The 12,146-nt window shown below is 71.9% G+C and carries 13 protein-coding genes; 4 read left to right on the forward strand and 9 right to left on the reverse strand.

What is annotated here, in order from left to right:
- Window position 1: 1 nt before the first annotated feature.
- Genes ACZ31C_RS19690 through ACZ31C_RS19725 form a run of 8 tightly spaced genes read right to left on the reverse strand, consistent with a single transcriptional unit; the run spans window position 2 to window position 8,486 of the window.
- Window positions 2-925 carry an SDR family NAD(P)-dependent oxidoreductase gene (locus ACZ31C_RS19690; RefSeq protein ID WP_465796528.1) on the reverse strand — a complete coding sequence of 308 codons (924 nt, stop codon included), beginning with the start codon at window positions 923-925 and terminating at the stop codon, window positions 2-4.
- Window positions 922-2,106 carry an acetyl-CoA acetyltransferase gene (locus tag ACZ31C_RS19695; RefSeq protein WP_465796529.1) on the reverse strand — a complete coding sequence of 395 codons (1,185 nt, stop codon included), beginning with the start codon at window positions 2,104-2,106 and terminating at the stop codon, window positions 922-924. Before ACZ31C_RS19695 ends, ACZ31C_RS19690 begins: the two co-directional genes overlap by 4 nt.
- Entirely contained in the window at window positions 2,096-3,526 is a 1,431-nt protein-coding gene (locus ACZ31C_RS19700) for a zinc ribbon domain-containing protein (protein ID WP_465796530.1), read from the reverse strand. The genes ACZ31C_RS19695 and ACZ31C_RS19700 overlap by 11 nt, the downstream gene beginning before the upstream one ends.
- Window positions 3,517-4,308, reverse strand: a complete 792-nt coding sequence (locus ACZ31C_RS19705; RefSeq protein WP_465796531.1) for an ABC transporter ATP-binding protein — start codon at window positions 4,306-4,308, stop codon at window positions 3,517-3,519. The genes ACZ31C_RS19700 and ACZ31C_RS19705 overlap by 10 nt, the downstream gene beginning before the upstream one ends.
- Window positions 4,305-5,192 (reverse strand): ABC transporter permease, encoded by an 888-nt coding sequence (locus ACZ31C_RS19710; RefSeq protein WP_465796532.1) that lies wholly within the window; start codon window positions 5,190-5,192, stop codon window positions 4,305-4,307. Before ACZ31C_RS19710 ends, ACZ31C_RS19705 begins: the two co-directional genes overlap by 4 nt.
- Window positions 5,193-5,197: 5 nt before the next feature.
- A complete protein-coding gene (locus tag ACZ31C_RS19715) occupies window positions 5,198-6,121 on the reverse strand; it encodes an ABC transporter permease (protein WP_396748173.1) in 924 nt (307 codons plus the stop codon).
- Window positions 6,118-6,960 carry an ABC transporter ATP-binding protein gene (locus ACZ31C_RS19720; RefSeq protein WP_465796533.1) on the reverse strand — a complete coding sequence of 281 codons (843 nt, stop codon included), beginning with the start codon at window positions 6,958-6,960 and terminating at the stop codon, window positions 6,118-6,120. The genes ACZ31C_RS19715 and ACZ31C_RS19720 overlap by 4 nt, the downstream gene beginning before the upstream one ends.
- Before the next feature lie 2 nt (window positions 6,961-6,962).
- Window positions 6,963-8,486 carry an ABC transporter substrate-binding protein gene (locus ACZ31C_RS19725; RefSeq protein WP_465796534.1) on the reverse strand — a complete coding sequence of 508 codons (1,524 nt, stop codon included), beginning with the start codon at window positions 8,484-8,486 and terminating at the stop codon, window positions 6,963-6,965.
- Window positions 8,487-8,679: 193 nt separating this feature from the next.
- On the opposite strand from ACZ31C_RS19725, the gene ACZ31C_RS19730 reads away from it, so the two are divergent.
- The 3 genes from ACZ31C_RS19730 to ACZ31C_RS19740 are packed head-to-tail and all read left to right on the forward strand — an operon-like array spanning window position 8,680 to window position 10,744.
- Window positions 8,680-9,417: an enoyl-CoA hydratase/isomerase family protein gene (locus tag ACZ31C_RS19730; RefSeq protein WP_465796535.1), complete on the forward strand. Its 738-nt coding sequence runs from the start codon at window positions 8,680-8,682 to the stop codon at window positions 9,415-9,417.
- The gene (locus ACZ31C_RS19735; protein ID WP_465796536.1) at window positions 9,414-10,232 is read left to right on the forward strand and encodes a VOC family protein; all 819 of its coding nucleotides are present in this window, start codon (window positions 9,414-9,416) and stop codon (window positions 10,230-10,232) included. Before ACZ31C_RS19730 ends, ACZ31C_RS19735 begins: the two co-directional genes overlap by 4 nt.
- Complete coding sequence (locus tag ACZ31C_RS19740; RefSeq protein ID WP_465796537.1) at window positions 10,229-10,744, forward strand: flavin reductase family protein; 516 nt, start codon at window positions 10,229-10,231, stop codon at window positions 10,742-10,744. The genes ACZ31C_RS19735 and ACZ31C_RS19740 overlap by 4 nt, the downstream gene beginning before the upstream one ends.
- A 52-nt stretch (window positions 10,745-10,796) precedes the next feature.
- Here ACZ31C_RS19740 and ACZ31C_RS19745 read toward each other — a convergent pair whose 3' ends face one another.
- Window positions 10,797-11,273, reverse strand: a complete 477-nt coding sequence (locus ACZ31C_RS19745) for a MaoC family dehydratase (protein ID WP_449954342.1) — start codon at window positions 11,271-11,273, stop codon at window positions 10,797-10,799.
- A gap of 89 nt (window positions 11,274-11,362) precedes the next feature.
- Here ACZ31C_RS19745 and ACZ31C_RS19750 point away from each other — a divergent pair.
- On the forward strand, window positions 11,363-12,146 hold a 784-nt coding region (locus tag ACZ31C_RS19750), incomplete at its 3' end, for an acyl-CoA dehydrogenase family protein (RefSeq protein WP_465796538.1).

The raw sequence follows: 12,146 nt of genomic DNA on the forward strand, positions 1-12,146 counted from the left end.
GTCACTCGCCTTCCGTACGGTCCGACGGGCCGGACAGGGCCTGCTGGATCAGGGCAACCTCATCGGCGCCACTGTCCGGCACGATGAAGTCGTCCAGCCGGCAGATGTCGTCGATCGAGTCGAGGATGTCGTCGGGCGAGGCCGGGGCGACGCCGCCGTACCAGCCGGGCGTGACGCCCAGGAAGATCCGCCCGACCCGGCCGCCGCCGACGGTGAGGATGTGCCGGTTGAGCTGGCACTGTTCGGAGGCGAGGAAGGTGGCCACCGACGCGACGTGCTGCGGGTCGAACCGGTCGGTCAGGTCACCGAGGAGGTTCTCGGTCATCCGGGTCGCGGCGGTGGGGGCGATCGCGTTGACCAGGACGCCCCGGCGGGCGCCCTCCAACGCGAGCACGTTCATCAGGCCGATCAGGCCGGCCTTGGCCGCGCCGTAGTTGGCCTGCCCGAAGTTGCCGAACAGCCCGGACGACGAACTGGTCAGCACGATCCGGCCGTAACCCTGCCCGATCAGGTGCGGCCAGGCGGACCGCAGCACGTGGAACGCGCCGGCCAGGTGCACGTCCAGGACGGCGCTGACGTCCTCCTCGGCCATCTTGGCCAGGGTGCGGTCGCGCAGGATGCCGGCGTTGTGGATGACGGCGTCCACCCGCCCGTACGCGTCGATGGCGCGGCCGACCAGGTCGGCGCCGCCGGCCGCGGTGGCCACCGAGTCGGTGGACGCGACGGCGGTGCCACCGGCCGCATGGATCTCGTCGACGACCGTCTGCGCGGCGCCGGAGGAGCCGGAGCCGTCGACCGCGCCGCCGAGGTCGTTGACGACCACCCGGGCACCGCGTGCGGCGAGGGTGTGGGCGTGCGCCCGACCGATGCCGTTGCCCGCGCCGGTGACGATGACGACCCGGCCGTCCAGGCTGACCCGGCTCATCGCTCGCTCCCCAGGACCGCGACGAACGCCACGCAGGAACCCGGCTGGCCGCCGAGGTTCTGGGCGAGGGCCACCCGGGCGTCGGGCACCTGCCGCGCACCGGCCTCACCGCGTAGTTGGGTGAAGCACTCGAAGACCATCCGCAGCCCGGTGGCGCCGATCGGGTGGCCGAACGACTTCAGCCCGCCGTCGGTGTTGACCGGCAGCGCGCCACCAAGGTCGTACCGGCCGTCGAGGATGTCCCGCCAGCCCTTGCCGCGCGCCGAGAATCCCAGGTCCTCCATCAACACCACCTCCGTGGGGGTGAAACAGTCGTGCACCTCGGCCAGCGAGATCTCGGTGGCCGGGTCGGTGATCCCCGCCTGCTCGTACGCCTGCCGCGCCGCCTCGACCACCTCGGGGAAGGTGGTGAAGTCGTAGCCGTCGGCGGCCAGCCCGGCACCGGAGCCAGCGACGAAGCCCATCCCGCGCAGGAAGATCGGCTTGTCGGTGTACCGGTAGGCGTCCTCGGCACGGACCAGGACCGCCGCCGCCGCGCCGTCGGAGACGCCGGAGCAGTCCAGCACGCCGAGGTCCCCGGCGATCCGGGGCGAACGCTCCACGGCCTCGGCGGAGACCGCCTTGCGGAACTGGGCGCGCTCGTTCAACGCGCCGTTGGCGTGGTTCTTCGTCGCGACCTTCGTCAGCGCGCTGCGCATGTCCCGGGCGTCGACCCCGTACGCGCGCTGATAGGCGGGCGCGAGCAGGGAGAACCCGGCCGGCGCGGTCCAGTCGACGTCGGTGCCGTCGGCCGGTGGGAAGACCGCCGACAGGCCGGAGTACGACGAGTCCTTCAGCTTCTCCACGCCGGTCGCCATCACCATGTCGTACGCGCCGGAGGCCACCGCGAACGCGGCGTTGCGCAACGCCTCCGAGCCGGTGGCGCAGTAGTTCTCCACCCGCGTGACGGGCTTACCGACCAGCCGCAACGGGCGGGCCAGCGTCTGCCCGGACATGCCCGAGCCCTGGGTACCGACCCAGAACGCGTCGACGTCGTCGAGGGTCAGGCGGGGTTGGGACGCCACGCACTCGCGGACCGCGTCGACCAGCAGGTCGTCGGCGGAGGAGTGCCAGTGGTCCCGGAACGGGGTGCAGCCCATCGCGACGATCGCGACATCGTGGGCCAATCGCCTACTGGCCATCGAGGGTGTCCTTCCTCGGGCGGAGTTTCCAGAAGTAGTTGTGGATCGCGTCGGTGGTCCACAGTCGCCGGAAGGTGGGCGTCATCGACATCCCGACGGCCACGTCGGCAGGGTCGACGTCGGTCGCGTACGCGCTGAGCCGACCACCGCCGGCCACGTCGGCGACGACGATCGCCACCTCCGGTTCCGGCATGGTCGTCAGGTGGTCCCGGGTCGACGAGACGACCTGGGCGGTGCGGTCGCGCAGGGAGACCGTGGTGGTGGGCTCCGCCGAGGCGGCGACGACGCCGCAGCGGGCGCAGACGCGGCTGGGCGGCGTGGTGACCGTGTCGCAGGCGGTGCAGCGGCTGCCCTCCAGCCGGTACTTCCAGCCGGCGCGGCGGTGCATCGGCGGGGCCGCCGGTGCCGGTGCCGCCGGCCGGGCCGGGCCCTGCACGTCCAGCAGTCCCCGCCAGCGCAGGTAGCGGCCGTAGCCGAGGCGGTGCCGCGCGTCGAGCTGGGCGCGGACGGACGGTCCGCCGCGCGCCGCGCGGACCTGGTCGCCCACCCGCAGGACGAACGCGTCGGCGCCCTCGGTGACCGACAGCAGCAGGATGTGCTGGCCGGGTTCCGCCTCGTCCAGCGTCGCGGCGAGCAGCAGACCCGGGTGGGCGGCGCCGGTGAAGCCGGTGAGCCGCTCGACCGCCGCGTCCTGCCCCGCGCCGCCGAGCGCACGTCGCAGCACCGCCGCGCACCGGGGGTTGGACGACGACACGACCACGTGGTCGACGCCGTCGCGGCCCGCCTCGGCCAGGGCCCGTCGGGCCACGTCGAGTCCCGCCTCGGCCAGGACTTCCGCGGTGAACCGCTCGTCCCAGACCCGGTCGTGACGCTCCCCCGGCAGCCGCCACCGTTCCAGCAGTTCGGTGGTGCGGCCGGCGCGGGCGAGCAGGACGGCGGCGCGGGTGCCGCCGCCCACGTACGCGGTGGCGGCGTCGCCCTGGGCCAGTTCGTCGGGCGCACCCGGGCGGGTGGTCCGTACGTCGGCCAGGGCGGCCACCGCGCCGGTCCGCAGGACCGTGTCGAGCGCGACCGCGCCGGACCGGTGGCCGTGCAGGTCGACCGCGCTGATCCCAGGGTCCAGGCCGACGGCCTCGTGCACCACCGTGGCGGAGGTCTTCCCCTGGTAGGGGGCGCTCGTGGTGGCCAGCAGCAGGTGCCGGTCGGTCGGGGCGCCGGTGGCGATGTGCCGCAGCGCCTCGACGGCCATGGTGATGCTGTCCTCGTCGAAGGCGGCGACGCCGCGTACCGGCCCGCCGGTGCGGGGCGGCCCGGTCGCGTCGATCCTGTTGTCGTCGAGCGCGTACGCCGGAACGTATGCCGCGTACGCGTCGATGCCGTGCTGCTCGTGCATGGGTGCCGGGTTCTCCTTCAGCTCCACGAGGGGATGGCGGCGAGCAGTCGCCGTGTGTAGTCCTGCTCCGGCCGGTCCAGTACGCGTTCGGCGTCTCCCTCCTCGACGACCCGTCCCCCGCTCATCACCGCGATGCGGTCGCACAGGTCACTGGCGAGCATCAGGTCGTGGGTGACGAACAGCAGGCCGATGCCGAGTTCGTCGACCAGGGTGCGGAACAGCTCGACGACCTTGGTCTGGGTGGTGACGTCGAGGGCGGTGGTGCACTCGTCGGCGATCACCAGCGAGGGGCGGGTGACGACGGCGAGGCCGATGGCGACCCGCTGCTTCAGCCCGCCGGAGAGCTGGTGGGGATAGCTGTCCAGCACCCGGGTGGGATCGGTGATGCGCATCTGTTCCAGCACCTGCACCGAACGGCGGTCGATCTCGGCCCGGGTGATGCCGGGGACGTGTCGTCGCAGCACCTCGGCGAGGTGGACGCGGACCTTCATCAGCGGGTTCAGCGAGCGCGACGCGTCCTGGAACACCATGCCCACGGCGCTGCCCCGGACCCGTCCGGTGCGGTCCACCCCGGGGGCCACCACCACGTCACCGGCGAGCGTGACGGAGCCCTGCTCCACCCGGACGTTGCGTTCCAGCAGCCCGACGACGCAGCGGGCCAGGGTGGTCTTGCCGCTGCCGGACTCACCGACCACCCCGACGATCTGGCCGCCCCGGACCTCGAGGTCGACGGCGTCGAGCAGCCGCAGGTCGTCGGTGGCGAGCCGGGCGGTGACGGAGAGACCGCTGATGGTCAGCAGGTCGGTCATCGGCGCCTCTTCCGTGGGTCGTGGTGGGTGAGCAGCGCGTCGCCGAGCAGGTTGACCAGCAGCACCAGCAGCGTGATGGCGAGGCCGGGGAAGAACGCGAGCCACCAGGCCTGGCTCAGCTCGTCCTGACCGGAGGCGAGCATCGAGCCCCAGCTCGCCCGCGCGGGTCCGACCCCCAGGCCGAGGAAGCTCAACGCGCTCTCGATCAGGATCGCGGTGCCGACCTGGAGCGTGGCGAGCGCGACGACGGTCCCGGCGAGGTTGGGCAGGACGTGCCGGAAGACGATTCGGGCCTCCGAGGCGCCGGCGGCGCGCAGCCCGATCACGAACTGGCGTTCCCGTACGGCCAGGGTGGCCGAGCGGGTGACCCGGGCGCAGACCGCCCAGCCGGTGAGCGCCAGCACCAGGAACAGCACCGGCAGTGAGCTGCCCCGGTTCGAGATGATCGCGAGGGCGACCAGGATGAACGGCAGGGCGAGCTGGGCGTCGATGAGGATCGAGATGACCCGGTCGACCCAGCCCCGGAAGTAGCCGGCCAGCACGCCCAGCAGCGTGCCGGGGCCGATGGCGACCAGCGCGCCGACCAGGCCGATCATGATCGTGAGCTGGCCGGCGTTGACGAACTGGGTCAGCAGGTCCTGGCCGAGCTTGTCGGTGCCGAGCGGATGTGCCCAGCTTCCGCCGCCGAGGAAGCCGGGCGGTTGCCGGGTCGCGTCCAGGTTCTGCCCGCGCTCGGGCAGCAGCCCGGTCAACGGCAGGACGAACACCAGGACGGCGACCACGGCCAGCGGCAGGGACAGCCAGAACACCGAGGTACGCGCACGCCGGGCGGTGCGTGCCGGCGGCACCGGCGCGGTGACCGGGTCGAGTTCGAGTTGGCTCACGGCACTCACCTCACCCTCGGGTCGACGATCGAGTGGAGGACGTCGACGAGCAGGTTGAGCAGGACGAAGACCAGTGCGCCGAACACCACGATCGCCTGCACCAGCGGGAAATCACGGAACTGGATGGCCTGCAACGCGAGTTGCCCGAGGCCGGGCCAGGAGTAGACGTACTCGACGGCAACCGCGCCGGAGAGCAGGATGCCGGTCTGCAGGACGACGATGGTCAGGATCGGCATCATGGCGTTCTTGAACGCGTGCCGCCAGACCACCCGGTGCCCGGCGATGCCCCGGGCCCGCGCCGCGTCGACGTACGGCTCGGCCAGCGCCTCGCTCATCGAGGCCCGGGTCAGGCGGGCGATGTGCGCCATCGGGTAGACCGACATGGTGAGGGCGGGCAGCACCAGGTGCCGGAGGCTGCCGGACTGCCCGGCGGGTAGCCAGCCGAGGTTCACCGCGAAGAGCACCACCAGCATCATGCCGAACCAGAAGACCGGCACGGACTGGCCGAGCAGGGCCAGCGTGGAGGCGGCCCGGTCCCACCAGGTGCCTTCCCGGGTGGCCGCGAGCACGCCCAGCGGGATGCCGACGAGCATTGCGAGGGCCATGCCGGCGGCGACCAGTTGCAGGGTGTACGGCAGCCGGTCGGCGATCATGGCGGTGTTGGCCTGGTAGAACTGCAGCGACTGCCCGAGGTCGCCGGTGAAGACGCCCTTGAGGTAGTTGAGGTACTGCACCACGAGCGGTTGGTCGAGCCCGAGTTCGGCGCGCAGCGCCTCGCGTTGCTCGGGCGGCGCCATCGGCCCGAGGATCATCGTGGTCGGGTCGCCGGAGAGCCGACCGAGGGCGAACGCCAGGCTGAGCGCGATGAGCAGCGACGCGAACAGCGACGCGAGGCGGACGCCGATCCGGCGTACGGTGCTGGCCTTCATCGGCGATTCCTCCATCGCGCGCCGGGCATCGCGGCGAGCAGTTCGCGCGTGTAGTCGTGTCGCGGTGTCACGAAGACCGTCTCGCAGGGTCCCGCCTCGACCACCTGACCACGGAACATGACGTGCACGGTGTCGCAGACGGCGCGGACCACGGCCAGGTCGTGGCTGATCATCAGCAGCGCGGCGCCGGTGGTCGTCCGGATCTCCCGGAGCAGGGCCAGCACGTCGGCCTGGACGGAGACGTCGAGCCCGGAGGTCGGTTCGTCGGCGACGATGAGCCGGGGACGCATCAGCAGCGCGCGGGCGATGCAGACCCGCTGTGCCTGGCCGCCGGAGAGCTGGTGCGGGAACCGGTCGAGGATCTCCGGCGCGAGCCGGACCCGGCCGAGCAGGTCGGCGTCGGTGATCCAGGACGTGCGTCGAGGTTGCAGGGTACGCAGTTCCCGCAGCCCGGAGCGGACGGACTGGCGGGGGTCGAGGGAGCCGTGCGGGTCCTGGAAGACCACCTGCACCTCGGGGCGCAGCCGGCGCAGTTGCCCGCGTCCGATCGAGGCGAGCGAGTGGCCGAGCAGCCGGATGTCGCCCGAGCCGCGTGGCCCGAGCCCGGTCGCGGCCATCGCCAGCGTCGTCTTGCCGGAGCCGGACTCGCCGACGACGGCGACGCTCTGGCCGGCCGCGATGCGCAACGACACCTGGTCCACCGCGCGGAACACCTCCCCCGTGCTGCGGTTGCGGTGCTCGACGACGAGGTCGTCGACCGCCAGTACGGGCACGTCCGCCTCCGGGGTGCGGGGATGCCGGGTGTCGCCCGGCATCCCCGTCTCCACTGCATCGGACATCGTCAGCGGGTCGTCTTCGTGAAGTCCACGGTGTTCAGGGGACCGAACTCGACGCCGGTGACACCGGGTGCGGTCGCGTAGTTGAACACCTGCCGGTACAGCGGCACGTAGCAGTGCTTCTCCACGACGCCCATGGTGTTGAGCTGCTCGTAGATCGGGGCGGCCTGGTCGGCGTCGTCCTGCTCCAGCGCGTCCTGGGCCATCTCGTCGAAGCGCGGGTCGGGGCAGTTGCCGGTGATCGACTGGGTCTTCATGAAGCCGCTGGCGAAGAAGTCCGGCACGGCCACGTTCGGCACCCCGGCGAAGATCGCGATGCCGGGCACCTGGCGGCCGATGACGCGCTTGACGAGCGTGCCGTAGTCGAGCGGTTCGTAGTTGACCTTGAAGCCGGCCTGCTCCAGGCTGCCGCCCACGGCCTGCGCGACCTCCTCGATGTTGGTGTACTGCGCGGCCGGGTAGGTGATCTGCACGGTCGGGCCGCCGGAGCCGACCAGTTGCTTGGCCCGGTCCAGGTTCGGGGTGACGCTCTGCGCCGGCTGCTCGCCGGGCCGGACGTTGAGCAGTCCAGCGTCGGCGACCGCCTGGCCGTCGAAGATGCCGCGCACGATCGCGTCGCGGTCGATGGCCAGCGCCGCCGCCTCACGCAGCTCGGGCTTGTCGAACGGGGCCTTGGTCGAGTCCAGGAAGGCGATGATCTTCATGGCGGTCTCGGTGCTGACCACCTCGACGTTCGCCGCCTTGGCGGCGGACGCCTGGGCCGGCGGGAGGTCGAAGGCGATGTCGACGCTCTTGCTCTGGATCAGGGCGAGCCGCTGGGCGGCCTCGTTGGCCCAGGTGAAGGTGATGCCCTGGTTGCTCGGTGCCGTCCCCCAGTAGTCGGGGTTGGGCGTCACCGACATGTCCCGTCCGGCGTTGGCGCCCGCCCACACGTACGGGCCGGTGCCGACCGGGGCGGCGGCGAAGCCGTCCGAGCCCTTCTCCTCGTAGTACTTCGGGGGCACGAGGTAGACCGTGGTGAGCAGGTCCGGGATGTTGTACTGCGGGGCCTTGGTCTTCAGCACGACCGTGCTGGCGTCCGGGGCCTCGATCGAGGTGACGTTGCCGAAGTAGGACTTCAGCTGTGACGCCTCGCTGTCCCGGGTGAGGGTGATGGTGTTCGCGACCGCCGCCGCGTCGGCCTTCTCGCCGTTGCTGAAGCTGACGTCGGGCCGGACGGTGAAGGTCCAGGTGGTCGCGTCGGTGCGGGTCCAGCTGGTGAGCAGGCTGGTGTCGGCCGGGCCGAGGTTGTCGTCGGTGCCGATCAGCGTCTCGAGCATGGTGGCCCAGACGATCTGACCGGACCGTGCGCCGACGATGGGATCGAGGGTGGCTGGTTGGGCCGCGAGCAGCGCCCGGATGGGCGTCGAGTCCGACGCGCCGGAGTCCGACGAGTCGGAGTCGCCGCAGGCGGTCAGGCCGATGCCGGCGAGCGTCAGTGCCGTAGCGAGCGCCACTGTGCGCCGTGAGTGCGAGGATTTCATGATCATCATGGCTGTCCTTCACAGGGGATGGACCCGTCGTACCCCCGCGTGACGCGGCGGTGACGTTCGCCACAAAGTACCGACCAGCCGGTATCAAGTCAACGGGTCGAGCCGGTATCTCGTTCATGACAATCACGTCACATGGGCAGGTCAGGCCCGGACATTGCCTTCATACCGACCGGTACGTATTATGCCGAGGGTGACTCCCACACTCACCCACGAACGCGACGGCCACGTCGCCCGGGTGCGGTTCGACAACAGCGCCCGGGGCAACTGTCTCGACGACACGACGCTCCGCGATCTCGTGGACACCCTGGAGACCGCGGCGGCCGACGAGGCGTGCGCCGTCATCCACCTCGACATGGCCGGCCGGCACTTCTGCGGCGGCTGGGACACCTCGGCGTTCGGACGACTCCGCGACGCGACCGTCGCGGCGGTCGCGGACGGTCTGCGGGACAGCGACGCCGCCCTGCACCGCGTCCGGCGACTCCCCGTGCCCGTGGTCGCCGCCGTCCGGGGGCAGGTCGTCGGATTCGGTGCCGGCCTGCTCAGCGCGATCCACCTGCCGGTCGCCGGCGAGGGCGTACGACTCTCCCTCCCGGAGGCCCGGTTCGGCTTCGCCCCCGCCGGAGTCGGCCACACCATCGCCCGGTCCGTGCCCCGTCCGCACGCCTACCACCTGCTGACCGGTGCCGCGACGGCCACCGCCCGGGACCTGCTCACCTGGGGCCTGGTCGCGCAGGTGGTACCCGACGACGACGTCGACCGTGCGGTGGACGCCCTCGTCGACGCGCTGCGCACCGTGCCGGCCCGGACGGTGCGCGCGGTGGTCCAGGTCGTCGAGTCGAGCCTGGAGACCGGCAGACCAGACCGGGCCTACGAGATCTCCGCCGGCACCATCGTGGCGGGGCTGAGCACCCGGGAGGCATCCGGATGAGTCAACCGTTCCGGCCCGGCGAGGCCGTCTGGGTGGAGCTGTGCACCCCGCACCCGGAGCAGGCCGAGGAGTTCTACCGCACGTTGTTCGGCTGGACCGTGCGGACCGAGCGGCTGGGCACCACCACGTACCGGATGTGCAGCCTGGACGGCCGCGACGTGGCCGGCATCTCCGACGCCACCGCCCTGCACGGCGGCCGACCCCGGGGCTGGATCGCCTACTTCGCGGTCCACGACATCCACCGGTCCGCCGCGCAGGCGGTCGAGCTCGGCGGCGAGTTGGTGACCCCGCCGCGCTACCTGCCCGCCGCCGGGACCGGCGCCGCCGTCATCGACCCGTTCGGCGCCGCGTTCGGCCTCTATCAGGGTGAGTCCCGGGCCGGTGTGCAGATGCTGAACTCGGTCGGCGCGCTCTGCTGGAACGAACTGGACACCGGGGAGCCGGACCGCGCGGTGGCCTACTACCGGTCGCTGTTCGGCTACACCACCCAACGGCACGGCGACTCCCCCACCGCCCGCCCGTACAGCCTGCTGATGCTCGACGACGTGCCGGTCGCCGGCGTGCTCGCCCTCGACAACGACTGGCCGAACCTGATCCCGTCGAAGTGGATCACCTACTTCGCGGTCGCCTCCCTGGACGAGACGCTGCGCCAGGTCGTCGGGCTGGGCGGCACGCCCACCGTGGGCCCGGTCGACAGCCCGCACGGACGCCTGCACCTGGTGAAGGATCCCGGCGGACACACCCTCTGCCTGATCCAGCTCGAAGGCGGACTACGCCCGCACCATCCCTCCTCCGACCCGGCGGTGACCCGATGACGGCCGAGCCCCTGTTCGACTCCGCCGAGTTCCGCCAGGTGTGCGGACACTTCCCCACCGGCGTCACGGCGGTGACCGCGGTGACCGGTGACGGCACCGTCGCCGCACTGACCGTGAACTCCTTCACCTCCGTCTCGCTGCGGCCTCCCAAGGTGCTGTTCTGTGTCACCAGCTCCTCGTCGAGCTTCCCGGTGCTGATGGACTCGGCCCGGATCGCGATCCACATCCTCAGCCAGGACCAGGAGGACGTGGCCCGCCGGTTCGCCACCTCCGGGCTGTCCGGGGCGGACAAGCTCGACGGCGTGTCCTGGGTGCCCGGGCCGGACGGGGTACCGCTGCTGCCGGGCACGCCGGCGGTCCTGGCCGGGCGTCGCGACACGGCGATCACCAGCGGCGACCACGTGATCATCCTGCTCGACGTGGACCACGTGCACCTGAAGCCGACGAGCGTCCCGGCGCTGTCGTTCTACCGGGGACGGTTCGTCGCACCGTCGAGCACGCCGGGAGAGTGACCCGCCGAGACGCCGGGGACGTGACCGCCGGTACGCCCGGCGGCCACCACCGTCACGGCAGGTAGCGGAAGAGGATCTCCGCCACGCAGCAGGTGGTGGAGTCCTCGGCGAACTCCACCACCACCGACGCCTTGGCCTGGACGCCGCCCTGCACCCCGGCGATCGGCTCGGCGGCGAGCAGCGTCGCGGTGCCCTGGATCGGCACGCCCGGCGGCAGCGGCTTGACGAACCGGACCCGGTCCAGCCCGTAGTTGACGCCCATCGAGAACGTCGTGACCTCCAGGATGTCCGCGAGCAGACGCGGGACGAGGGCCAGGGTGAGGAACCCGTGCACGATCGTCGTGCCGAACGGGCCGGAGCGGGCCCGCTCCACGTCGACGTGGATCCACTGGTGGTCCTTCGTCACGTCGGCGAAGCGGTCGACCTCGTCCTGGGTGACCACCTGCGGCTCACTGGCACCCAGCTCCCGGCCGACGAGGTCGAGCAGGTCGGCCGGGGTGGGCGCGATGGTGCGGGAGGCGGTACGCATCGGGCGGCTCCATTCGTGGGACGACGGGAGATAGAGCATACCGACCGGATGGTATGCTCCCGCCAGGGTTCAGGACGAGGAGGTTCTCCGTGGCGTTTTCCGCGTACCAACTGCCCGAGGAGCACGAGGCCGTTCGCGAGGCCGTCCGGGCGGTCTGCGACCACCGGGTCGCCCCGCACGCCGCCGCCGCCGACGAGAACGCCGAGTTCCCGCAGGCCTCCTACGACGCCCTGCGCGCGGCCGACTTCCACGCCCCGCACATCCCCGTCGAGTACGGCGGCGCCGGTGCCGACGCGCTGGCCACCGCGATCGTCATCGAGGAGGTCGCCCGGGCCTGTGCCACCTCGTCGCTGATTCCGGCCGGCAACAAGCTCGGCACCATGCCGCTGCTGCTCGCCGCCGACGACCAGCTCAAGCAGCGGTACCTGCCCCCGGTCGCCCGGGGCGAGGCGATGTTCTCGTACTGCCTGTCCGAGCCGGAGGCCGGTAGCGACGCGGCCGGGATGCGCACCCGCGCCGAGCGCGACGGCGACACCTGGGTCCTCAACGGCGTGAAGCGGTGGATCACCAACGCCGGGCTGAGCGAGTACTACACGGTCTTCGCGGTGACCGACCCGGACGCCCGCTCGCGGGGCATCTCCGCGTTCCTGGTGGAACGCTCCGACCCCGGGGTCAGCTTCGGTGCACCGGAGAAGAAGCTGGGCATCAAGGGGTCGCCGACCCGCGAGGTCTACCTGGACAACGTCCGCATCCCCGCCGACCGCATCATCGGCGCGCCGGGCACCGGTTTCGCCACCGCGATGAAGACGTTGGACCACACCCGGGTCACCATCGCCGCGCAGGCGCTCGGCATCGCGCAGGGCGCGCTGGACT

Source organism: Micromonospora sp. NPDC023869, assembly GCF_055559695.1.